This is a genomic window from Citrobacter sp. Igbk 17, assembly GCF_028069775.1.
Classification (GTDB): domain Bacteria; phylum Pseudomonadota; class Gammaproteobacteria; order Enterobacterales; family Enterobacteriaceae; genus Citrobacter.
Genome location: NZ_JANEWI010000021.1, coordinates 20753 through 45044, shown reverse-complemented (window position 1 = coordinate 45044; position 24292 = coordinate 20753). Strand labels below are relative to the sequence as shown.

Below are 24292 nucleotides of genomic sequence, written 5' to 3'. Positions count from 1 at the left end.
AAATTACTGAGATGTGACTATTAAGCTTGTGGCGAATTAAAAGGCCTTTCCTGTCGCAGGCGTTCAAATTAACCACTCCAGTCCAGTCCTCCAGCAACTCACCGTCAGGGCTCATCAGCCAGGCCATCTGCACATCCGCGTGCACCAGTTTTGCGGTGATTCTCAGTAGTTCTTCTTCGCTGATATCGCCGGTGCGGAGTACTCGGACGTAGAGCGTGTCAGGCCTGGTAATGGTCAGGTTGTCCAGATTGGTCAGTTCATCCGGACCGAGTACCATCGGAGGAATATCATCTTCTTGGTCGGGTTCTTTTCGCTACATGCGTGGGGCCTCCCATGCCAGGCTCACCACTTCGAGCGTGCGGTCGGTCGGGAGACTGTTTGTTGAGACAGGGGGCGTGTTTCATAACGAGGCATCAGTCGGCTCATCCCTGAGCATGGATTAACGGAATGCGTTGCGGCGTTGTTGCCACTGGCGTATTTCAGCGGCATCGAAGACCACCAGCCGGGAAGAGAGATGGACAGGGCGAGGAAAGTCGGTAGCTTTCATCAGGCGGTAAACAGACGATTCGCTCATCGCCAGAAACTGGACCACCTGCCGCATACGCACGTTGCCGCTTTCGGGAAAAGCATTGTTACTGTCAGCACGGGTTTTCATGATTGCACCTCACGGGAACAGAGTGTCGAAGCGGTTATAGCGCGGAACAAGAAGGAGAGGTATATGTCCGGAGGAAAAACTTAAGTCCAGAAAGAAAGTAATGAGTCCGGGAAGAGTTTCTTTGCCATCAAAAATGATGGCGCTATATTAATTTATTGAAAATGAATGATTTTTATTCAATTGAGCCCATCGAGATAAGATTTGCTATTGTTAACGAATGGCAACGTACGACTACAAACATTTCACAATATATGTCGCTATCTCACCGTCAGTTCTGAGCGAAGAGCGGCTGTCCCATCCAGCGTAAGAACGTAAAAAAAACCGCCGTGAGGCGGTTTAGCTGTCTCGTTAGGAGGTTGCGCTTGCGAGTCGTGCTGCAAATCCAATGAAGAACATACCTACCAGCGCGTTTCCAATGGTTGATAATCTACGGTTGCCTTTCAGACGGCTTAGCAGATAAGAGCCGCAGAAAACGAGGAAACCGAAATAAACGAGAGTAATTGCGAACATTACTGCTGCAAGGATGATAAACGCCATCCAGGAATGTTCAGCCTGAACATTGATGAACTGGGCGAAGAAAGAGATATAGAACAGCAGCGTCTTTGGATTCAGTAGAGTAACCAGCATTCCACGCCCGATAATCCCCTTAGCATCAGCTGACGATTTCTTTTCCTGACTTGTTTCAACAGTTGGCTTAAAGATAGCGCGTATCGTCTGGACACCGAGATAGAAAAGATAGGCAGCACCTGCGTATTTGATGGCGTTAAACAAGGCTGGAGTTGAGCTTATGACTGCGGCCAGCCCACACCATGCCAGCAGAACCAGAAGTACGTCACTCATGAGAATGGAAAATATTGCAGCAAAGCCTCGTTTAATGCCGCTCGTAATGCTTGTTTTAATCACGAACATGGTCTCAGGGCCAGGAGCAAGAACTATCAGTGTCGCACCAAGCAGATACGTCCAGAAATTCACGATACCAAAATCAGCAAACATTTTTACTCCAGTTCTCTCGTTTTCATCGAGGCTATTCTAACGTAACCAGCGTTAATGAAAACACATCACGGCTGCTTTCTATTTATTCGGCCAATGTCCGCTCCTGGCACGAAGCCGACTATACGCCTGAAGTATCATAGCTTAATTGGTTCGCTACACTCGCCACTGGGAGCGACTACTTACGTTCTTTTCTCCCGTCCCATCTTCAGTACCTCATAAACGGTCCCTCGCCCAAGCCCGTCTGACAATAATTCCCGATCCTGAGCCAGCGTTTTCAGCTTTCGAAGTATCCGATCCGAAGCCGGCTTATCAGACGTCCCGTAACGCCCGTCAGTCTCCTCAACCAGAAGCTGAACCAGTAGCCAGCAGAGTCGGGCTGTATTCTCCCGTGCTTTGTCACGCTTATGCATCCCACGCTGGGAAGGTTGTGCTGAAGTAGTAAGATCTGGTAGCGCGTCGTCACCGAGCGTCTTCAGCCACTTGCGGCCACGGCTGTTACGTGACAGTTTCATCACCGCCTTCAGGCTGCGGGCCTTAATTTCTGGTGGCGTGAGTTCGTCATCAATAAGTCGCCAGGCCAGTGCGAACATTTCATCGGCATAGAACATGCGTTTATTCGCCGGGGCGCTGACCATGCCCGTTGCTTTGATGGTGCGGCTGATAGCGTCGTGCAGGATACGGTAATTTTCCTGATGTTCTTCCAGCAGGGCGTTTGCCGGTTGGGATGCATCAAGGCCGAGAAGCAGAAGGGCGAGATGCCGCGCTTCCAGCAGCGGCATATCACATTCCCGTTCAAACAGATTCTGACGAATGGGACTGGTCACATTATTCTCCTTCCACGATCCGCAGCGGTTCTTCTTCACCGAGCAGCGCCTGCCGTCTGGCAGCATCAACGTAGTTTCCCCACCACTGCATCAGCGGTCGCCTTTGTTCCAGATAGTCGCTGCGGTTGTATGCCGCTTCGATCTCGTCTTCTTTCTGGTGTGCCAGTGCAGATTCCAGAACTTCACGGGGGAAATGACCTGCGCCTGCGGTCCTGGCGATGCTGCGCATGCCGTGGGCGACCAGTTCACCGCCGAAACTCATACGGATAAGCGCGGCGTTCGCGGTCTGCTGGTGCATATGCTCCAGCGGTTTGCGAATGCTGGGGAAAACCCACGGACGATGGCGGCTGACTGGCTCCATGATCTGAAGAACGCGCAGTGCCTGTTTGCTGAGCGGCACCGTATGCGAACGGTTCATCTTCATAAAGGTGTCAGGGATACGCCATTCTGCTTTTTTCATATCGATGTCACACCAGCGGGCGCTAACGGCTTCGCCGGGGCGAACCCAGGTCAGTAGCTCCCATTCGATAAGGCAGCGGGTTTCCTTGCGGATAGAGGCGTTCTGTAGTGCCAGCATCAGCCTACCCAACTCGCTGGGGTGGAGTGCGGGCATGTTCTGCTTTTTCGGTTTCTTGAAGCGGGCGACCAGGTTGTCAGCCGGATTGAACTCGATGAGCTCTTCGGAGATGGCAAAGCGGAAGATTTCATTGAGCCGCGAGATAACCCGCCGCAGCGTTTCGAGGATGCCCTGTTCTTCCAGCGGTGTGAGGTGTTCCTTGAGTATTTTCGGGCGGATCTCGGTGACGGGCGTATGGCCCAGAGAAGGAAAGACGTGCATCTCCAGCGAACGCCAGATATCTTTGACGTGATCTTCGCTGAGTCCACAGGTCCGTTTTTTCTCTTCCAGCCACTGTCCGGCTACCTTTTCCAGCGTGCATTCATTCTGGATGCGTTTTTCTTCGGCTATTTCAGCTAAGTGTTGACGAGGATCGATGCCCTGCCAGAGCAGTCGTCTGTACTGTGTGCGAGTTTCGCGGGCCATCGCCAGTGTAACGACCGGGTAAGGGCCAAGGCTGGTTTTGGTGCGCTTTTTGGTGACGGGATGATAATACTCGAAATGCCAGGCCTTCCTCCCTGAAGTCTTAACCAGCAAGTACAGGCCTTCACCGTCCCGTAGCTCATAATCTGTGCTACGGGGCTTCGCGCCAGCGATCTCCACATTTGTTAAGGGTTTCAGTTGCTTAGGCATGTTTTAGCACCACACTTTTTTAGCCCCACGATACCGTGGTGCTAAACATGGTGCCAAAAGGTCAAGATTCATACAGAGATCATGACCACACATGCAACAAAAAAGCCTGCAACTCGTTGAAGTTACAGGCTTTTTTAAGGTTCATGATGCATCATGAATGAATGTTTGGTGGAGCTGGCGGGAGTTGAACCCGCGTCCGAAATTCCTACATCCTCGGTACTACATGCTTAGTCAGTCTTTACATTCGCCTGGCACCTGCGGACAGACACGCCACTACCAGACTAGCCTGATTAGTTTTAACGCTTCAACCCCAGGCAGGGCATCCACGCGATCTCTTTTGGGTTTGACCTCTCTTTGATCCCCGTCTTAAGAGCGGAAGCTAGGGAGAGAGGGCTCAGAGCAGGTTATTAAGCTGCTAAAGCGTAGTTTTCGTCGTTTGCGACTATTTTTTTGCGGCTTTTTACGAGGCCAACCGCCCCTCGGCATGCACCTTGGGTTTCGCGAATCCCGTCGAATCCAGAATCAGCCCCAATGTGTTGCAGCAAGTATAACAGACTTGTGACACGCGTGACCAGCCCCCACAACCCCTTAACCGCAAGGATTTACCGCTCGCGCAGTGCTTCTTTTGCACGATTAAATGGTTTGATTAAATAGTCGACGATGGTTTTTTCACCTGTTTTTATATCCACAGTGGCAATCATGCCCGGTACGATAGAAAAATGACGTCCCAGCTTGTTCTGCAAAAAGTCCTGATGGGTACGTATGAAAACACGGTAGTAGAAGATTTCCGGCTTCACTTTGTCCTGAATGGTATCTGGGGAGATGGTTTCGACCACGCCCTCCAGCCCTCCGTAAATGGCGTAGTCATAGGCAGTAATCTTTACCAGTGCCCGCTGTCCGGGGTGAATAAACGCGATATCGCGCGGTGACAGGCGGGTTTCAATCAGCAAATGATCGTCTACTGGGACAATCTCCATCATTTCACCGTTAGGAGGGATAACGCCGCCAATCGTGGTGACCTGGATGTTTTTTACGATACCGCGCATCGGGGCGCGAACGGTCAGGCGGGTGACGGAATCTTCGCGACCTTTTAAGATGGCCGCCAGCATATCAACCTCGGCGTTGGCCTTCGACAGCGCTTCACGCGCCTGCACGTAATATTGCGAGCGCAGGTCGGTTATTTTGAGTCCAAGATCGCTTTTTTGTCGTTGCAGGCGCAGGACTTCCACATGGCTGGCGGCACCGCTTTTCTCCAGCCGTTGGGTGATCGCCAGTTCTTTGTTCACGGAGACCAGCGCATCCTGTAGTTCCACCATCGAATCGGCAAGCTGCGCCCGGCGGCTTTTATATAACCGGGTTTCAGAGGCGATAAGTTCCGGCCAGGCCTGCAGCGAGCTGGGGAACGTTAGCTGCAAATCGTTGACTTCGGCATTCAGTCTGGCGCTGGATGCTAAAGATGCACGGTATCGGGCGGCGCTTTCACCCACGTTGGATTCAGAACGCGTTGGGTCGAGGCGGGCGACAATCTGGTTGGCCTGAACTTTATCACCTTCGTGCACGCTGAGTTCGGCAAGGATCCCGCCGTCAAGCGACTGCAATATCTGTTCACGCGAGCTGGGGATGACTTTCCCACTGCCGGTAGAGACTTCATCCAGTTTACCGAAATACGCCCATCCCCCCAGGATGGCAAAAAGCAGTGTGCTGAGCAGAATAATGCGGCTGGCACCGGAAAAACGGTGTTCCCGGCGGATATCGAGGTCGTCCATGGCGGCATCATGCGGATTGGTTTTCATTTTTCCACTCCCGACCGTGAGTCTGTGCAGGTGCCCGATTTGCATTTAGCGCCTGCGCTTTTGGGGCATCCATGACCAGCTGACCTTCTTTGAGTACCACCACGCGCTCGACCAGCTCCAGAACCGGAACGCGATGTGTGGCGACAATCAATGTGCGGTTGCCCAGCCACTGGTTTAACCGTTGTATAAATTCCCGCTCGGTGTGTTCATCCAGCGAGGCACTGGGTTCGTCGAGCAGTACGATATTGGGCGATCGCAGTAACATTCTGGCGAGCAGAATCGACTGACGCTGCCCGCCGGAAAGCCCATTACCGCCTTCCATAATGGGGTGTGCCAGCCCTTTGGCGAGTTGTTTGACGAATGCAGATGCGCCACTGACCTCCAGCGCTTCGAATATCTGCGTGTCGCTGGCATGCGGTGCGCCGAGTGTCAGATTCTCGCGTAACGTACCGAAAAAAAGCCGAGCGTTCTGGCTGAGAAAACCGATATTGCGGCGTAAATCAGCCATATCGATTTGCGCCAGACTCAGGTTATCGAGTCGGACATCACCCTGAATAATCTCTACGCCGCCCGCCATGGCCTGTAGCAGGGTTGATTTACCCGCGCCGTTACGCCCGAGAATCGCAATCCGCTCTCCGGGCATCACTTCCAGACGCGAGATGCGTAACGGTACGCGCTGGTCGTCACTGTGGTAGCGAAAGTGCGCATTTTCAAACAGATAGTGGCCGCGGAAGATTTCCTGGTGTATCCGGTCTTCATCGTGCTGCGTCTCGGTGGGAAGTTGCATAATGCTGTCCAGCCCCATTTTGGCTGCTTTGACCTGCTGCCAGCGAGCCAGCACACCACACAGGTTAGCCATCGGGGCGATCATCCGTGATCCGAGCATCGAGGCGGCCACCACGGCCCCGGTGGTCATCGTGCCTTCAATAACCATGGGCGCACCGAACATAATGATGGCGGCGTAAACCAGGCTTTGTACTGACATCCCCCAACCGATCAGCCCCTGGGTAAGCTTGCGTGTGCGTAGCCCGGACTCGCCAGTAATGCGGATATAGCTGTTCCATTGCTGTAAAAAGCGGTTCTCCGCCTGCATTAGCTTGATATCTTCCAGCCCCTGAACGCTTTCGACCAGCACCGCGTTGCGCAGAGTGGATTCATGTGCGGCCTGGTTAGCAAGTACCGCCAGTTTTTTCTGTAATAACAGCCCCGGCAGAATCATCAGAATGGCAGCGACGGGGGCTATCCACGCCAGCGGCGGAGCAATGCACGCCAGTACGACAATAAACAGCAGGAAAAACGGCAGGTCGACGATGGTCGACATGGTTGAGGAGGTGATCATCTCCCGGATCTGCTCCAGCTCGCGGAGTTGGGAAATAAAACTCCCTGTTGAGCGGGGAACCGCGCTATTGCGCAACCGCAGGGCGTGGCTGAACACGCGATCGGAAATACGCATGTCTGCACGTTTACCGAGTAGATCCATAATGTGGGTACGTGCTTCGCGAAGCAAAAAGCCAAACAATACCGCGACCAGGACACCGGTCGAGAGAACATAGAGAGTCGGATATGACTGGGCGGGGATCACCCGGTCGTAAACCTGCATTGAAAAAATTATCCCGGAGAGTGACAGGACGTTAATCAGAAACGCAGCAACCATGACGGGCAGGTAAGGGCGGATATCTTGTAAAACCAGCTCGCGTGTCCAGTCGGGTTTAAAGCGCGAAATATAGCGATCAACCCGACTGTCTTTTAACGCCGATAACGGGCGCAGTGCGGTGATAGTATGGATTTCTGGCAGAAGCTCTGTCACCGCCAGCCGGTTGCGCTGTCCCTCGTCGGCAATAATAAAGACATCCAGTGTATCTTCACCGTTGAAATGTTCTATCACCATGATTTGGCCGTCGTGCAGTTCCGCCACCACCGGTAAACGCCACTGGTTAAGTACCTGCTTTGCGGTATCCAGCGTATGAAAGGAAAGTCCCGCCTGGCGCGCTAATTGCGTCAAAGCAAGGGTTTTGCTTTTCCCCTCGAACCATGGGGCGTTGGCCTGGATAGCGCCTGGCGAGCAAGTAAGGCGATAGTGGCTGGCAATGTGGGTAACTGCCTGCGCCCACTGGCTCAGGGCGGGTTCGCCAATAGCATCTTCAACAACAGGCTCGACGTCGCTCATAGCTGGATCTCCACCGATTGAATGCTGCGGTTATTTAAGGCGAACGCCTGGCGCAACGATCCGGTGTTGTAGAGGCAGTTCAGTTGTAGCTGGCGCAGCTGGCTTTGGGTCTGGAGTTCGGCAAAACGGGCCTGGTACACTTCCTGTTCGGCGTTAAGAACATCAAGTAATGGGCGTGAGCCGAGATCCAGATACTGCTGTTGATACAGTTCACGAGTGCGTTCGCTCAGCCGCTGCTGGCGGCGCAGGATCTGTAATGCAGTCGCGAGGCTCATTGCCTGGCTGCGGGATTCCAGTAATTTTTGCCGTACTTCAAGTCGGGTGCGCTGAATAGAGTACTGTGCGGACTCTACCGCGTGGCTGGCGGCGTTGCGCCGGGCGGTGAGACCGCCGCCCTGATACAGCGGCATTTCGACTTTTACCCACGCTGAGTACTGCGTTTTGTCGAGCACCTCATGGCTGGGGTATTTGTCGTTGAGATAGTGCTGAACAGATGGCTCCAGGGAAATGGTTGGCGTCATCTGTGCGTTGGCGTAATCCAGATTGGCCTGTGCGATGTTCGCCTGCGCCCAGGCTGCCAGCACTGCAGGAACTAACTTATCCTCCGGTTTTACGACATCGCAACTGCTGTCCAGTTTTACCGGAAACTCATTGCTGATGCCGTTCAGTGAGCGCCAGCCGAGATAGCTCATCAACGTCGCTTTGCTACTGTCGAGATTGGCCTGATATTGCGCCAGCTGTGAACGAGCAGACTCAATACGCGCATCGGTTTGTACCACGTCAGACAGCGAGGTCGCCCCTTCATCATTACGTTCTCTGGTCAGTCGACCAATACCGTTTAGCGCGACCAGTTGCTCTTCGGCGGCATCCACCATCTGTTGCCATGTCTGAACCTGGACGATTGCATTGGCGGTGGCGTGGGCGACAGTATCGATGCTGAGTAACACGTTTGCCTGTTGTTGCGCCGAACCGGCGGCTTCGGCGCGCACCTGGCTGGCGACTTTGCCAAAGTCATACAGCATTTGTGACACCGAAATGACCAGTGCAGGGCTGAAGCCATGGTCGGTGTAGGTATTGCTGTAGCCGTTGTTCATTCCGGCTGTAACTTGCGGATAATATTTCGCTTTCGCCACGTCTATCTGCTCATTTTGCGAGAGCAGTTTGCCAATGGATTCACGAATAGAAGGATGCCAGCTCACTGCGCGGCTCACCGCGTCGTTAAGCGTCAGGCTTCCGGGAGCGGCAACGCTTAGCGGCAGATCGGCCACAGAGCCATCCAGAGAGGGAAGCATCTGACTGGTTGCCAGCCCTTCCGGCGTAATAATTTGCGGTTCATCTTCGGCATTCGCATGAACGGAACAGAACGTTAATGCCAGCAGTACAGCGACAGGGGCGACATTTCTCATGGTTTATCCCTTGCAAAATAGGGCAGTGACGACTGTTATTGCCCCGGACGTCATGGCATCCGGGGCTGTTGTTATCTCGTTATAGCGGTATGGCGTTCGTTTCAGGTCACAATGTGATTTTGTTGGATCAGCTCATCGAGCGTGGTGTGTACGTTCTCCAGTGTTACGAGGTTAGTGGTGTGGTACGTGCTGCCTGTACCGTCGCGGTCAATGGAAACGACGGTGTTGTTACCGCTGGTGGTCACCGTGAGGTAGTTACCGAGCGTGGCATTTTGTCCGTTCCAGCCTACCAGCAGGTCGCCGATGTCGATTTTGTCGCCCTGCGCCAGCGAGAAGTTGGTCCAGGTGTCTGCCGTTCCGTTACCGCCCGTTGCATCGCTGGCATTAAGCAGGTGATAAATCAGCGTATCGCCGTAGACCGAGCCGATGATTACGTCATGTTGCGCGGTGCTTGCCATCTGTGGATTCATATTGATGGTCAGCGTCGCGGTGTCCGTATGCCCGTTTTGGTCGTTAAGCGTATAGGTAAATGTCTCTTTGCTGGCCATCGACGCCACGGTTGTACCCGGTTTCAGCGTATAGATGTATGAGCCATCCAGATTCATGGTCAGTGAGCCATAATGACCCTGAATTGTTGTGCTACTGATACTGCTGGTCGGATTGAGTGTGGCGGTACTGCCGTTAAAGCCGGTGATAGTGAGCTGCGTATGGACTGTTGAGAGCTGATCGTGCGCGCCAGCGGCATCACTGCCATCAAAAATATTGCCATTCACCGTCGTGGTGTTAACGTCCCAGGTATTGAGGTGCCATGTCGTGCCCGTGACGTTCGGCGTAATGCTGACGTTGCCAACGGCCAGTCCCCCCATCGTTCCTGTGAAGCTGATGCTGTAATGACCCGCGGCTAGCTCGGCATTACCCAGTGAGACGGCAATTGAACTGCCTAACAGGCTGATAGCACTGGCGGGTACAGAGCCTGAAAGCGAGAATCCGTCAGGACCGGTGATTGTCCAGGTCACGCCCAGCGTACCGACGGTGATAAGGGTGCCGATGCTGAAGTTGAGCGTGGCGCCTTTCAGTACGTCATTTGTTGCGATGTCAAACGAACCTGAACCGGTTGCTTTGCTCCCCAGCGTCGGAATTGTCGCTGTGCCCAGCGCGCCGCTTCCGTATGCCGCAGAATCCTGAACGGTACTCACCGCCATCATGCCGCTGACGTCATTTACTGCGTCCAGCGCCTGCGGGGTCGCCGTAATGTTCAGCGAGGCACTACCTGTATCGCCATTGGGGGCTTTGACCGTATAGACGAAACTGTCCGGTGTGCTGATGCTATCTGCACCCAGCCCGCTTTTCAGGGTATAGGTATAGTTCCCCTTCGCATCGATAGTCAGCGTGCCGTATTGTCCGTTAATACTGGTGGTGCCCGTCCCGTTAATCGCAACACCATTCACTTCGGTGATGACGCTGTTTATCGGAGCCGAGTCATTGACCAGAATATTACCGTTGGTTACCGCGCTGAGACTGTCCACCGCGTAGGTATGATCCGCCTGAATATTCAGGGTATAGCTGGTCAGTAACGTCAGGCCGCCAGAGGCGTTAAGCAGGAAAAGATAGCCACCACCCGGCAGCGTGATGGTATACGCTGAAGAGCTGCCGCCCAGCAGCGCCGTAACCCAGTTTGGCTGCACCCGATATTGTTCATACTGCTGAATAGCCTCATTGAAGCGGTAGACATACAGATCAAAGCCGCCAAGCGTCACACCGAGGACATTCGCCTGGACGGTGAGCGTACGCGTTGCTCCGTCATCAACGTTGAATTTGATTGGGTTGGTCAACCCGTTGACCAGGCTGACGTCGAGGACATCACCCAGCCCGACATTTGCCAGTGTGAAGCCAGTTTGTTTTGACGTGACGTGGTCGACTGCGATCACCTGGGTTCCGTAGGTCAGTGACGCCACGTCATCTGCTGCCGTTACCGTGCTGGTGGTTGGGGCCTGGCCTAGCGTGACAACCAGTTTGGCTGAGGAATGGTCAGAGCCATGCGTCAACGTATAGGTGAAGCTTTCGGAGCGGCCATACACCGATATTGCTGTATTGGTCAGGGTATAGGTATAACTGCCGTCCTGGTTAATATGCAGGGTGCCGTATTTACCCTGTACATTCACGCCGCCTGCCGTGACGTTTACCACATTGCCGTTACCATCGGTAATGGCGGTGACCAGCGTACCGGAAGGGGCGTTATCTTGACCGTTAGTGGGATCGGTATCGGTGATGATGTTACCGGATTCTGTGGTCCCCCCGGTGATGGTTCCGCCGTTGGTTTTCACCACGGCAACGTCCAGGCTGGTGTAAGCGCCGGTCGCCAGCAGGTTCGTGTTGAAGCTGACCACGCGATAATCCCCGCCTGTCAGCCCATCATAATTGAGCGTCACTCCAGAGGCTCCGATGGTCAGCAAACTGGCAAAATTGGGTTTCGAAGTATCGACCACGGTTATCCAGGTGTTGAGCAAGGAGTCATAGCGCTGGATAACAATCTCCATTGAGCTTAATAGTGACAGCACAATGCCGGTCGCCGCGGCGTTAATGGTGATGGAGCCACTACCGCCAGACTGGATGCTGAAATTAACACTTGCCGTGTCGTTACCCAGCACGTTGGCGACGCTACCCAGTGCGTTCACCAGCAGGAAACCGTAATCGCTTTGATGCTCAGTGCTGATTACCACGTCAGTCTGTAGCGGCAAACGGGTGACATTATCTTCAGCCAGCAGAGGGAGTACCGGCGCGATGACGCTGGCAGGCGATGACGTATTGCCTGCTGCATCGGTTGCCGTTGCAGATAACGACTGACCTTCAATCTGGCGTACAGGTAAGGTGGCACTGTAGACCCCACTGCTGTTGGCGACCGCTGTCACGCTGGTGCCGCCAGGCAGGGATATCGTAACCGTACTGCCGGCTTCGGCGATACCGCTCACAGTTCCGCCATCGGCGCTGATCAGAATCGTAGGGGGGGGCGGTGGCGTGGTATCCACAATGACGCTGAACGAGCCAGACAAAACGCTCGAGCCGTTGGCATTTGTGGCGTTGGCGGTAAACGCATGGTTGCCTTCACTCAGGGCGCTGCCTGGCGTAAAACTCCAGATCCCATTCCCGTCTGCGGTTGTGCTACCCATCAACGTGCCGTTGTTATACAGGTTGATAACGGCGTTTGCCTGCGCAGTTCCGCTCAGTGTTGGACGAGTATCATTGGTGGTTTTCCCGGCGGTGACCAGGCCCGTGATAGTGCCGACATCATCGAATACGCTGGAGATCACCGGCGCGGGAGGAACACCGGTAAACGGGGCCAGCACGTTGCCGGCGGTGCCGATATTGCCAGCGGCATCCTGTGCGCTGACCTGCAGCGTTTGCCCACTAATTTGCGGTGGATTCAGGGTAAAGGTGAAGTTACCGGAAGCATTTGCTGTTGTGGTGCCGAGTACCGTTCCGCTACCGGAGGTGATAATGACCGTACTGTTCGCTTCGGCCACACCGGTTAACGTCGTACCATTGGTGTTGACCGCCAGCCCGGTTGGAACAGCGGGTGCGATGGTATCGACCACAATGGCTGCTGCAGACGAAAATCCACTGGTATTCCCCGCAGCATCTGTCGCCGTGATGGTAAACGAATGAGCCCCTTGAGCCAGATCAGTGGACGGCGTGTAATTCCAGTTGCCAGTGCTGTCAGCCGTTACGCTGGTGACAAAACTGCCATTATCATAAATATCGACTCGCGCGTTGGCCTCTGCGGAGCCGTTCAGGGTTGGGCGTGAGTCATTGGTGGGCTGGTTGCTGCCAATCGCACCGGTGTTGGGGCCAACATCATCAATAATGCTACTTATTGAAGGCTGTGCCGGAGCAGCGGTGTCCACTACCACGGTAAAACCTGGTGTTGCGCCGCTGGTATTCCCTGCCGCATCGGTAGCGGTCACGGTGAAGGTATGGGACCCGGTCGCGAGCGGCGTGGTCGGGGTAAATGTCCAGCTATTATTGCTTTGCACCAGAGCGGTACCAAGCAGAGTGTTCCCGTCATAGATACTGACAGTGCTACCGGCTTCGGCGGTGCCGTTGAGCGTTGGGCGGGCATCGTTGGTGAGCTGCCCGTTGTTCAGCGCTGCATTGAAAACACCGCCTGCGATATCATCTATGACCGAGATCAGTTGTGGGATTGGCGGTGGGTTCGTATCGACATTAATAATAAATCCGCTTGAGGTGGCACCGATATTGCCGGCGGCGTCTGTGGCGATAGCAGTGAATGTATGTTGGCCGTTGCTCAGTGTGGGGGGCAGATATTCCCACGTCCCATCTATTGTGGCGGTTACCGTCCCCAGCAGCGTGCCGTTATCGTAAATCGCGACCCGGGCATTCGCTTCCGTTGAGCCACTGAGTAGCGGACGGGTGTCATTGGTCCAGGCCCCACTGGACAGAGTTCCGGTGCCGGGCTGTACGTCATCGACGGCCTGGATAATGGTGGGGGCAAACGGGGCAACGGTATCCACAATGATGTTAAATGTGGCGGATGACTGACTGACGTTTCCGGCTGCGTCCGCGGCGGTCACCGTGAGCGCATGGTTACCATTTCCAAGTACAGCTGTTGGCGTGAAGCTCCAGGCTCCATTGGCGTCTACCGGAGCGGTACCGAGATAGGTGCCATTGTCATAAATTTTGATCGTGGAATTGGCTTCTGCTGTTCCACTGAGCGTGGGTTGCGCATCATTTGTGGCCTGGCCGTTGTTCAGATTACCCGTCAGCGGGCCGACATCATCTGCTACCTGAGAAATGATGGGTATACCCGGCGATACGGTATCAACGATGAGCCCAAAGCCGTTCGATGCAGCGCTGGTGTTACCTGCACTGTCGGTCGCGGTGACGGTCAATGTATGCGGTCCGTTGCTCAGTGCATCCGTTGGGGTAAAGTTCCAGATACCTCCCGCCCCCACGGTGGTGGTGCCAATGGGTTGGCCATCGCTCAGAACGGTAATGGTCGCCCCCACTTCGCCCGTGCCGCTCAGTGCCGGACGTGTTTCGTTTGTCGTCTGCCCATTGGTTATCGCGCCTGTTGTGGGAGCCGTATTGTCCAATACCGTGCTAATGATAGGGGGCTGCGGGGCGATGGAATCCAGTTCGAGGGTGAAGGACGAAGATACGCCTCCCATATTGCCCGCCTGATCGGTGGCAACGGCGGTAAAGATGTGTTGCCCCTGAGTCAGCGGGGTATCCGGCGTGAAGCTCCAGTTGCCGGTCTCATCAACCTGGGTTGTACCAATATCAACGCCTTTATCGCGGATGGTGATAGATGCGCCGATCTCTCCTTTGCCGTTCAGCGTGGGTTGTGCATCGTTAGTCAATTGTCCGTTAGTCAGCGATGTGTTGCCGGGTTGATCGTCAATCACCGAGGTAATGCTCGGTGCTGCGGGCGGCAGCGTATCAACAACCAGAACGAAAGGTGGGCTTGCCGGGCTGATGTTGCCAGCACCATCCGTGACGGTTGCGGTGAACGAATGATTGCCTTCACTAAGTGCTGGAGCCGGTGTAAAGCTCCAGTTACCGTTTTCATCGCTGGTGGTTGTGCCAATTACCGCGCCATTATCGCGAATGGTCACTACTGAATCGGCCTCGGTGACGCCAGCAAGCGACGGGGTGTTGTCGTTGGTTAGCTGTCCGGATGTAAGGGACTGCGGGGTACCGACGTCGTCCATTACCGACACAATAGAGGGCGCGCTTGGGATTAACGTATCGACAATAATCCGGAAGCTGTTGGAGGGATCGCCCAGGTTGCCTGCAGCATCCGTTGCGCGTGCGGTAAAGATATGCTCGCCTTCTCCCAACCCATCAGTTGGTGTATAGCTCCAGTATCCGCTGCCACTCACGGTGGTTATGCCAATCGCGATACCTTTATCGTAAAGGGTGATCGTCGCGCCCGCTTCGCCAGTTCCATTGAGGGTCGGGCGTGAATCGTTGGTAATTTGTCCGGTATCTAACGATCCTGTACCCGGTAACACATCGTCAATTACGCTGGTGATCGCAGGGGCTTGTGGGGCGGCAGTATCGATAGTGATGGCGTAATTGGGCGATATGCCACTGTCTATACCCGCAACAGTTTGCGATACGGTGAAATTGTAAGTCGTGCCGTTTGTCAGCGGAGCGGATAATGGATAGCGCCATGCGCCGGAAACGGCATCGGCGGTGACCGTACCGATTACATTCCCATCCTGATAAATTTTGACCGTTGCTCCTGCCGTGGCGGTTCCTTGTAACAGCGGCAAGGTGTCATTGGTGGTTTTACCGTTGCCAATCGCTCCTGTAACAGGCGAGACATCATCAATGATTTCGAGAGTTGGCGGATGCGGAATGCTGGACGTGGCCGCGTTAAATGGCGTAGGGTCGCTGCTATTGCCCGCCTGATCCTGGGCGATTGCGTTCAGATTCTGCCCCGTAGTTTGTGCGGGTGAGATCGTGACGGTGTAGGCACCTGTGACGCTATTCGCAATGCCCTGGCCCAGTACCGTAGTACCACTTCTGATGATGACGGTGCTGCCCGGCTCGGCTGTCCCGCTTACCAGCGTGCCGTTCGGGTCAACACTGGTGACGATTGGCTCGGCGGGAGGCTGTGTATCGAGTATCAACATTACAGGGTTTCCTGCCGCCAGGGAATTACCCGCGGCATCCCTGGCGCCGAACGTCAGCGTGTGCGGGCCATTGCCCGTCAGCGTAATCTCAATACTCCAGCTACCATTCGCTGCAACGAGGGTTTCGGCAATGGGATTGCCACCATCGAAAATGACTACCGTACTGCCCGGCGCACCGGTCCCGCTGACTGTTGGGGTGGTATCATCCGTGACGCTATTGTTGGTCAATGAACCGATAATAGCACCAGCGTCATCTGCAATATCCGTAACCAGCGGTAGGGTCAGCACGGTGCTGCTAACCGTAAACGAGACGCTGTTTGATGAGGTACTGGCGTTCCCCGCCGCATCGGTTGCAATGGCCGTTAGCGTATAACTTCCGTTTGCCAGCGCCGTCCCAGGAGTAATACTCCAGGTGGTGCCAACAACCGTTGTGGTACCGATAATCGTACTGCCGTTGTACAGCGTGATCGTGTCGCCGTCAGTGCCGGTTCCGCGAATAGTTGGCGTCGTATCATCTGTTATTGCGCCAGGCGCAAGATTGCCTTGAATAGTGCCGACATTATCATTGACGGCGATAATGGTTGGCGCTGCCGGCGGCGTGATGTCGATATTCAGGGTGATGGCATTTGATGGCAGGCTGACGTTGCCGGCAGGGTCAGTTGCGGTAATGGTAATCTGATAGCTGTCTGGATTGATGGGGTCGCCAGGTGTAAAGCTCCACTTACCATCTGCGCCCACCGTCGCGGTACCCAACGGTGCGGGATTATTACCAAGGTAGATGGAAATAAGGTCGCCGACACTCCCCGTGCCGCTGAACGTTGGCGTGGTGTCGTTAGTCATGCCGTTGGTGATGACCCCGGTTATCGGATTGACGTCATCCGTAATGGTGGGTGGGAGCGGTTGCGTTGGCGGCAGATTATCCACCGTCAGCGTAAAGCCCGCCGATGGGATCCCTGTGTTGCCCGCGGCGTCGGTCGCCGTGGCGGTGAATTTATGCGGCCCATCTGCAAGTGAGGTTGGGGTAAATGTCCAGGTGCCGTCTGGCTGTACGGTAGTGATGCCGGCGAGGCCGCCATTCTCATAAATCGTAATTGTCGCGCCCGGTTCACCTGTTCCTGACAGTTTGGGGGTGTCGCTTTTCGTGCTGCCGCCATTACTCAGTACTTTAGTTTCCAGGCCAATAAGCCCTTCCGCTGAGGTGATGATCGGGGCTGCGGGTGGCGTTGTATCGACAGTCAGCATGAAACTTCCGGCGGTACTGGCGTTACCTGCCGCATCTGTCGCGATAGCTGACAATGTGTGCGAGCCTTCACTAAGTGGCTGGGTGACAGGGAAACTCCAGGTTCCTCCGGCCACAACGGTGGTCGTTCCAATCGGTGTGGCACTATCGTAGATAGTGATGGTGGAGCCAACTTCACCCGTCCCCTTCAGTAACGGCAGGTTATCGTTTGAGCGGCTACCAGAAGGCAAGTCAACGGGGGCATTTCCGATGTCATCGGTGGCGGCTGAAATGGCTGGTACCCCTGGAGGCTGGGTGTCAACGGTAATGGTGACAGTGACGGGGGAGGTGACGACGTTACCGGCGGCATCCGTTGCGGATACGGTAAAACGATGGTCGCGATCGGCAAGCTGCTTGTTGTCCGGGACGGTATAGCTCCAGGTACCTGACTTGTCGATGAGCATCACCGTCATCAGCAAACCGTTATCATACAGGTTCACCAGCGAGCCTGGCTCGCCGGTCCCTGAGAGGGTTGGCGTGTTGTCGTTGGTTACCCCGTTGTTATTCGCGATGTTACCGGTGATGGTTCCGACGTCATCGTTGATCAAAGTAATAGCCGGGACGGCCGGCGCGACGCTATCGACAATGATTTTCCAGCTGGCGGCGCTACTGGTGTTGTTGGCGGCATCGGTTGCCGTAACCGTAAACACGTGTGCGCCCTGGCTCAGCGCGGTGCTGGGCGTGTAGTCCCAGTTACCATTGATGTCGGCGGTAACGGTAGTTAGCAGGGTGCCATTATCGTAAATTTTGACCTGCGAGCCTGCTTCCGCGGTGCCTTTAATTTCCGGTTTATCATCGTTAGTCAGCGTGTTGTTATCAATTTTTCCGATGACATCGGGAACATCGTCTAAGACGGCAATAATAATCGGTTGGTCTGGCGCGGTAATATCTGGAGCCAGTGCGGAAGCGGGCAGACTTTCGTTGCCTGCACTGTCCGTTGCGGTCACTTTTACCGTTTCACCATTGATTTGTGACGGGGTGATCGACACAACAAAGTGACCACCACTGTCTGCCTGACCCACGCCAATCGTACTCCCGTTGCTGTCTTTTACGGTGATGGTGCTGCCGATTTCAGCATGTCCACTCACTGAACCACCATCCCCGGCGACAATCACCCCTGTCGGCGCATCAGGTGCGGTGCTGTCTGGCGCTGTGAGTGCTGTGTTACCACTGGTATTGCCTGCGGCATCCGTTGCGTTGGCGACAAGATGTTCGCCGTTAGTTTGTGGCGGAACCAGTGTGGCGGTGAAATCTCCGTCAGCATCAGCGGTGGTTGTGCCAATGATAGTGCCACCAGGATTGAGAATATGTACGGTACTGTTGGGCTCTGCCGTGCCGGAAACCTGATCGCCCGCATTATTGATTGTCAGGTTTGTGGGCGGTAGCGGGGCGGTGATATCGGGAGCGATCGCCGTTTCAGGTAAACTCGTGTTTCCTGCCGGATCGGTAGCGATAGCGGTGATGGTTTCGCCATTGGTTTGTGGTGGGTTTATGGTGACAGTAAACGAGCCATCTGGCCCGGTAACACCACTGCCGATTACATGATTGTTATTGTCGGTTATCGTCACGGTACTGCCGGGTTCAGCCGTACCAGTGACGACAGCGCCATCGGCAGATACGGTCAGATCGTCTGGCGACAACGGCGGCTGAGTATCGATATTGATATTGAAGGCCGTCGACATTCCCCCCGTACCCAGGTGGTTGGTTGCCGTAGCGGTGAAGGCATATGAGCCGTCCCGCAAGTTTGTGCTGGAGGTCCAGTTCCAACTACCGTTGCTGTCGGCGACGACGCTGTCGATATATGCCCCGTTATTGTAAATTTTAACCGTACTGTTAGCCTCAGCTGTCCCGGAAAGCGTTGGGGTCGCATCATTAGTTGACTGATTGTTGAGCAATGGCCCAACGGAGGGAGCGACATCATCCATAACACTGACTATCACGGGTACGCCTGGATAACCGGAATTCGAGGCACTGAATGAGGTGTCTGGCCCGATATTGCCTGCTTCATCCTGAATCTTTGCTGTCAGCGCTTCACCGTGTGTTTGCGCGGGCGATATGCCAATAGTGAAGGTACCGCCTGAACCGACGATTGCTGATCCCAGAACCTGGTTGTTACTGCCAATGATAGTGACAGTGCTTCCTGGCTCAGCACTACCCGTCACTGTAGTGCCTTCCTGATTCACTGAAGAAATTATTGCGGCGGCAGGTGGGGTTGTATCGATGGTAATGACCCAACTGTCTGAGATTGCGCTGCTGCCCACATTGTTTGATGCGCTGACCGTAAACTGGTGAGTACCTTCTGCAAGCGGGGAGGATGGAGTAAACGTCCAGTTCCCGTTGGCATCGATAGTGACCTGACCTATTTCGGTACCGTTATCGAAAATATGTAAGGTTGCGTTCGCGGGGCCAGTGCCCTGAAGTTCTGGCGTATTATCATTAGTAGACGTCTGTTGATTGACAAGACCAGTAATGGGAGCCTGATTGTCAGTGACGCTGGTAATAATCGGTACGCCTGGCATCGTGGGCGTTGTCGTGGGTGGCGAGCCGCCATCACCATTCCCTTCGTTGCCGTTGCCGTTGCCATTTCCGTCACCAGCACCATTTCCTTCATTGCCATTGCCATTGCCATTGCCAGCATTATTGCCATTTCCGCCACCGCCACCGCCACCACCGGCGGCGAGGCCGATTCCCCCCGCCACGGCGACGCCGCCAAGAACCCACGGCCAGACTGCGCCGCCTTCATGACTGCCTTCGCTCGCCATCAATGGGGTGAGGTCGTCCAGATGCTGATAGTGGAATGCGCCATCCGTATCCTGAACCCACCATAACGCACCGTTGCTATCTTCAAGTACGAGCTGGCTTTGTTCATCACCTTTGCCAACGTAAAAGTTTTTAATTGTGATGGTTTCACCGGAGCGGAGTGTGACAATCAGATCCTGATTTACGCGGGTAAGCTGGCTGATTTCTTCACGAGAAACAGACAGCTTCACGATGGAAGGTGAATTGAGCGTGACTTCAGAAGCTTCAATATTTGTGGAAACACCAGTCAATTTTGATACAACGGCGAGTAGACGCATATATTCACTCCTGATGGCAGGCCGAGAGTATTAATCCACAATAGCGTGTTGGGAAAATGAGCTGACAGGTGCCCGTTCATCATATAGATGAGTTTGCACGTGTGATTTCATTGATTAGGTCACGCAGGTATCAGTTTGTTTATCGAATACGTCAGAGCCTTTAAGTCTGAATAGTTCTTTCGTATTAGATGATATAGTCAGAAAGGATGTATTACGCAAATTATCTATATTAAAAATACATTGGGACAATTGAAAAGGATACTTTCCAGTACATGTTTTGGTTTTTTGTTTAAACCTAACTCACTGTATATAAAGTTGTTTTTATTCTGTGCTGTTTTTTTATAAAGCTAATAAACACCAGTAATAATAGTGTTATTGGTGAAGTGTAAAATATAAATAATACGCTCTTGAATTTTTACTTTATTAAGCTATGGCCGCGATAAAATAATGGAAAGACTATTTTAGGTTTGAACGATTCAGCGGAGTAAAAACTATAATCTTGGTGAATGTAATGGGTGGATTTCAATAACTAAACAATAAGGGCCAGCCTCATGATGAGAGACTGGCCGCTGAGAGGGGGATTTATCGACCTGCATTTTTCATAATACGAGCTTTGTCCAACTGCCACTCACGTTCTTTGACATCGGAACGCTTGTCGTGCTGTTTCTTCCCTTTTGCGACGCCAATTTTGACTTTGCACCAGGCATTCTTCCAGTACAGCGAAAGTGCCACGACGGTGTAACCGTCACGATTCATGCGTCCATATAAGGAGTCAAGTTCGCGTTGGTTTAACAGAAGCTTACGGGTGCGGGTAGGGTCACACACGACGTGCGTTGAGGCAACGGCCATCGGCGTGAAGTTGGCGCCAAACAGGAACGCTTCGCCGTCTTTGAGAATGACATAGCTATCGCCAATATTGGCCTTTCCTGCGCGCAGGGATTTGACTTCCCAGCCTTGCAGTGCGAGTCCAGCCTCGAACTCTTCTTCAATAAAGTATTCGTGTCGTGCGCGCTTGTTGAGCGCGATTGTGGCTGAGCCAGGTTTGTGTGCTTTTTTCTTCGTCATAATGCCGCTCAGTATAGGTAATCTGGAATTGAAAAACACCCCATTTCATCCAGCGGGGCGCAAGGCGCTATCTTAGCACGAGTTGGGCTATAGCGTTTTTTTTAGCGGATGATAAATGGTATTATTTGCACGATTGATATTGATGGAAATTGTTATGCCTCAGATTAGCCGGACCGCTTTAGTACCTTACAGTGCGGAACAGATGTATCAGTTAGTGAATGATGTTAAATCCTATCCTCAGTTTTTACCGGGTTGCACCGGAAGCCGTGTCCTGGAGTCGACTCCGGGGCAGATGACAGCGGCTGTGGATGTCTCTAAAGCAGGGATTAGCAAAACGTTCACCACGCGTAATCAACTGACCAGTAACCAGAGCATCCTTATGCATCTGGTCGATGGACCGTTCAAAAAACTCATTGGGGGCTGGAAGTTTACGCCGTTGAGCCAGGAAGCGTGTCGCATTGAATTTCATCTTGATTTTGAGTTCACGAATAAACTGATCGAACTGGCATTTGGCCGTATCTTTAAAGAGCTGGCGTCGAACATGGTGCAGGCCTTCACGGTTCGCGCAAAAGAGGTTTACAGTGTCAGTGTCGGCTAAGATTGTCGTTGAAGTCGCGTACGCGCTACCGGAGAAACAGTATCTACAGCGCGTGACGTTGCCGCAGGGCGCAACCGTCGAAGAAGCGATTCGCGCTTCCGGGCTGCTGGAACTACGTACTGATATCGATCTCAGCAAAAATAAGGTGGGCATCTACAGCCGTCCGGTGAAGCTTGCTGATGTCGTACATGATGGCGATCGGGTAGAAATCTATCGACCGTTGATTGCTGATCCGAAAGAACTGCGCAGGCAGCGGGCAGAGAAATCTGCTAAAAAATAACAAACATTAAAAAAGGTGCTCATTGAGCACCTTTTTTTGATCTCTTAAACCTACTTTTTGTCGGTCAGGGCAGGTTTGTTATCAATGTTGGTCAATACACCACTGCTGTTAAAGGTCAGCGTCAGCGTTTGCTGCGTCACGCCTTCATGACCCGGCTGCTGACGGAACACATAAAACCAGGTATTGGTGCCAAAAGGATCGGACATCATTGGTGTACCCAGAGCATAAGCAACCTGTTGTTGCGTCATACCCGTACGTACTTTAGCGACATCAGTAGGTGTCAGATAGTTTCCCTGGTTGATGTCAGGGCGGTAAACCACTCGCTCCAGAGTGGAACAGCCTGCGGTCAACATCAGTAGTACTGCTGCAGCAGCAGTCAGCGTTTTACAGCGCATAGTGATTTGATTCCTTTTCGGGCCCGAGCAGTACGCGGCTCATATGTAATATGCCGATGATAATAGACCTTTCACCACTTTAAAACCTTTTGGTGTCAGGTCAGTCGGCGATTTTATGTTGAACTCAGACCTTAGCAAGGTAAAAAAGTTTATGCTGCCAGCAGTTCTTTTGCATTCGCGAGGGTATTACGCGTTACTTCGCTACCGCCAAGTAAGCGAGCGAGCTCCTGCAGACGTGCGCGTTTATCAAGCGCCTGCATATGTGTTTCAGTCATTGCGCCGTCCGTTTCTTTGCTGACATAGAAATGCTGATGACCGCAACCCGCAACCTGCGGCAAGTGGGTGACGCACATCACCTGAGTTGATTCACCCAACTGGCGCAGTAGCTTACCCACAACCGCTGCCGTCGGACCACTGATACCAACGTCAACTTCATCAAAAATCAGCGCTGGGGTTTCCATTTTACGCGCGGTAATCACCTGAATGGCCAGTGCGATGCGCGACAGTTCCCCACCAGAAGCGACTTTCGCAATTGGCTGCAACGGTTGGCCTGGGTTCGTAGTGACTTTAAACTCAATGCGATCGGCTCCGTCTATGCTCAGATGGTGTTCATCAAACTTCACATCGATGCAAAAGAGACCGTGCGGCATTGAGAGTGCATGCATACTCTCTGTGATGAGTTGCCCCAATTCCTGAGCGTAATGCTGGCGCTGGCGGTGCAATCTTTTTGCCGTTTCCAGCGCCTGCTGGTGGTGCGTGTTTACCGCCAGGGTTAAGGTTTCGAGCGAGTCAGCCTGATCGTCAAGCTGCTGTTGCTCATCAAGCAGGGACTGGTAAAACTGTGGCAATGCTTCAGGGGCGACGTGATGCTTTCGCGCCAGAGAGATTTGCTTAGAAATACGCTGTTCAAGCTCAAACAAACGGTTAGGGTCTAAATCCAGGCGATCACAGTAGTGTCGCAGTTCGTCGCTGGCTTCGCTGAGCTGAATAGTCGCCTCTTCCAGCATGTCCAGAATACCAGAGAGCTTGCCGTCCATGCCCGCCAGTTCACTGACCAGCTGTTTGGCTGTATATAACTGGCTTTGCAGGTTAATGTCTTCGCCATCGGCCATGATAGCCAGCGCTTGCTGGCTGGTGGTGAGCAACTGCCCGCTGTTAGCCAGACGCTTGTACTCTTCATCAATTTGCTCGAACTCGCCCGCCTGGGGGTTGAATTCGTTCAGCTCTTTTAACTGATATTGCAACAGTTCCGCCCGGGCAGCGCGTTCCTGGCTTTGTTGCTGATGATGGGCCAGATCACGGCAGCTCTGATGCCATAGCTGGTAGCGTGCGGACATTTCCTGAATCAGGGACGCTTCATTAGCGTAACCATCAAGCAGAGACTTTTGGTGTTCCGATTTTGTCAGAAGCTGATGCGCGTGCTGGCCATGGATTTGAATAAGCAACTGACCCAGTTCGCGAAGCTGTGACAGGGGAACGGCAGTGCCGTTGATAAAGCCGCGGGAACGGCCGTCGCTGCTGATTACGCGGCGTAACAAACACTCACGACCTTCTTCAAGCTGGTTCTCTTCCAGCCAGCGTAGCGCCGCAGGGGTATCTTTTAAAGAGAAACGCGCACACAGATCGGCGCGAGTGGCATCTGTACGCACCATGTCGGCATCCGCCCGCCCGCCCAGACACAACCCGAGAGCATCAATGGCAATGGATTTACCCGCACCGGTCTCGCCAGTGATGACGGTCATTCCGCTTTGGAAATCGATCTCCAGTTCACGAACGATAGCAAAATTGCTGATGGTCAGTTGTGCCAACATAGTTGTTTTCCTGTATGAAAAACCATAACTGTGATTACATA

General features: G+C 53.6%; 13 protein-coding genes, 1 other RNA gene and 1 pseudogene. 2 read left to right on the top strand and 13 right to left on the bottom strand.

What is annotated here, in order from left to right:
* Nucleotides 1-41: 41 nt before the first annotated feature.
* The 11 genes and pseudogenes from NNO08_RS13785 to smpB form a co-directional block, all read right to left on the bottom strand.
* Nucleotides 42-404: pseudogene (locus NNO08_RS13785) on the bottom strand (DUF927 domain-containing protein); the annotation flags it as partial.
* Between the two features lie 35 nt (nucleotides 405-439).
* The gene (locus tag NNO08_RS13780) at nucleotides 440-655 is read right to left on the bottom strand and encodes an AlpA family transcriptional regulator (RefSeq protein ID WP_267445937.1); all 216 of its coding nucleotides are present in this window, start codon (nucleotides 653-655) and stop codon (nucleotides 440-442) included.
* A 348-nt stretch (nucleotides 656-1003) separates the two neighbouring features.
* Nucleotides 1004-1648 (bottom strand): leucine efflux protein LeuE, encoded by a 645-nt coding sequence (gene leuE / locus NNO08_RS13775; protein WP_044613265.1) that lies wholly within the window; start codon nucleotides 1646-1648, stop codon nucleotides 1004-1006.
* 179 nt (nucleotides 1649-1827) lie between these two features.
* The gene (locus NNO08_RS13770; protein WP_267449565.1) at nucleotides 1828-2472 is read right to left on the bottom strand and encodes a hypothetical protein; all 645 of its coding nucleotides are present in this window, start codon (nucleotides 2470-2472) and stop codon (nucleotides 1828-1830) included.
* 1 nt (nucleotide 2473) lies between these two features.
* The gene (locus tag NNO08_RS13765; RefSeq protein ID WP_267455565.1) at nucleotides 2474-3721 is read right to left on the bottom strand and encodes an integrase domain-containing protein; all 1248 of its coding nucleotides are present in this window, start codon (nucleotides 3719-3721) and stop codon (nucleotides 2474-2476) included.
* Nucleotides 3722-3887: 166 nt separating this feature from the next.
* Nucleotides 3888-4251: a transfer-messenger RNA gene (ssrA, locus tag NNO08_RS13760) on the bottom strand.
* A 72-nt stretch (nucleotides 4252-4323) separates the two neighbouring features.
* Nucleotides 4324-5487, bottom strand: a complete 1164-nt coding sequence (locus NNO08_RS13755; RefSeq protein ID WP_271442581.1) for an HlyD family efflux transporter periplasmic adaptor subunit — start codon at nucleotides 5485-5487, stop codon at nucleotides 4324-4326.
* A 7-nt stretch (nucleotides 5488-5494) separates the two neighbouring features.
* Nucleotides 5495-7681, bottom strand: a complete 2187-nt coding sequence (locus tag NNO08_RS13750; protein ID WP_271456922.1) for a type I secretion system permease/ATPase — start codon at nucleotides 7679-7681, stop codon at nucleotides 5495-5497.
* On the bottom strand, nucleotides 7678-9087 hold the full coding sequence (locus NNO08_RS13745) for a TolC family outer membrane protein (RefSeq protein WP_271456921.1): 1410 nt from the start codon (nucleotides 9085-9087) through the stop codon (nucleotides 7678-7680). Before NNO08_RS13745 ends, NNO08_RS13750 begins: the two co-directional genes overlap by 4 nt.
* Nucleotides 9088-9188: 101 nt before the next feature.
* Nucleotides 9189-20102 carry a BapA/Bap/LapF family large adhesin gene (locus NNO08_RS13740; RefSeq protein ID WP_271456920.1) on the bottom strand — a complete coding sequence of 3638 codons (10914 nt, stop codon included), beginning with the start codon at nucleotides 20100-20102 and terminating at the stop codon, nucleotides 9189-9191.
* A gap of 582 nt (nucleotides 20103-20684) precedes the next feature.
* Nucleotides 20685-21167 carry an SsrA-binding protein SmpB gene (gene smpB / locus NNO08_RS13735; protein WP_003031211.1) on the bottom strand — a complete coding sequence of 161 codons (483 nt, stop codon included), beginning with the start codon at nucleotides 21165-21167 and terminating at the stop codon, nucleotides 20685-20687.
* Between the two features lie 154 nt (nucleotides 21168-21321).
* Between smpB and ratA the strand changes: the two genes are divergently transcribed.
* Both ratA and NNO08_RS13725 read left to right on the top strand, forming a co-directional pair.
* Complete coding sequence (gene ratA / locus NNO08_RS13730; protein WP_040234063.1) at nucleotides 21322-21765, top strand: type II toxin-antitoxin system toxin RatA; 444 nt, start codon at nucleotides 21322-21324, stop codon at nucleotides 21763-21765.
* Entirely contained in the window at nucleotides 21755-22045 is a 291-nt protein-coding gene (locus tag NNO08_RS13725; RefSeq protein WP_137383498.1) for an RnfH family protein, read from the top strand. Before ratA ends, NNO08_RS13725 begins: the two co-directional genes overlap by 11 nt.
* Nucleotides 22046-22095: 50 nt before the next feature.
* Here NNO08_RS13725 and bamE read toward each other — a convergent pair whose 3' ends face one another.
* Nucleotides 22096-22440 (bottom strand): outer membrane protein assembly factor BamE, encoded by a 345-nt coding sequence (bamE, locus tag NNO08_RS13720; RefSeq protein ID WP_200009169.1) that lies wholly within the window; start codon nucleotides 22438-22440, stop codon nucleotides 22096-22098.
* 149 nt (nucleotides 22441-22589) lie between these two features.
* A complete protein-coding gene (gene recN / locus NNO08_RS13715; protein ID WP_271456919.1) occupies nucleotides 22590-24251 on the bottom strand; it encodes a DNA repair protein RecN in 1662 nt (553 codons plus the stop codon).
* Nucleotides 24252-24292 lie beyond the last annotated feature (41 nt).

Excerpts from the sequence above, each read along its gene's own strand:
- ratA (WP_040234063.1), top strand. The coding sequence starts at position 21,322 with ATGCCTCAGATTAGCCGGACCGCTTTAGTACCTTACAGTGCGGAACAG.
- NNO08_RS13755 (WP_271442581.1), bottom strand. The coding sequence starts at position 5,487 with ATGGACGACCTCGATATCCGCCGGGAACACCGTTTTTCCGGTGCCAGC.
- recN (WP_271456919.1), bottom strand. The coding sequence starts at position 24,251 with ATGTTGGCACAACTGACCATCAGCAATTTTGCTATCGTTCGTGAACTG.
- NNO08_RS13740 (WP_271456920.1), bottom strand. The coding sequence starts at position 20,102 with ATGCGTCTACTCGCCGTTGTATCAAAATTGACTGGTGTTTCCACAAAT.
- NNO08_RS13750 (WP_271456922.1), bottom strand. The coding sequence starts at position 7,681 with ATGAGCGACGTCGAGCCTGTTGTTGAAGATGCTATTGGCGAACCCGCC.
- NNO08_RS13765 (WP_267455565.1), bottom strand. The coding sequence starts at position 3,721 with ATGCCTAAGCAACTGAAACCCTTAACAAATGTGGAGATCGCTGGCGCG.
- NNO08_RS13745 (WP_271456921.1), bottom strand. The coding sequence starts at position 9,087 with ATGAGAAATGTCGCCCCTGTCGCTGTACTGCTGGCATTAACGTTCTGT.
- leuE (WP_044613265.1), bottom strand. The coding sequence starts at position 1,648 with ATGTTTGCTGATTTTGGTATCGTGAATTTCTGGACGTATCTGCTTGGT.
- NNO08_RS13780 (WP_267445937.1), bottom strand. The coding sequence starts at position 655 with ATGAAAACCCGTGCTGACAGTAACAATGCTTTTCCCGAAAGCGGCAAC.
- smpB (WP_003031211.1), bottom strand. The coding sequence starts at position 21,167 with ATGACGAAGAAAAAAGCACACAAACCTGGCTCAGCCACAATCGCGCTC.
- bamE (WP_200009169.1), bottom strand. The coding sequence starts at position 22,440 with ATGCGCTGTAAAACGCTGACTGCTGCTGCAGCAGTACTACTGATGTTG.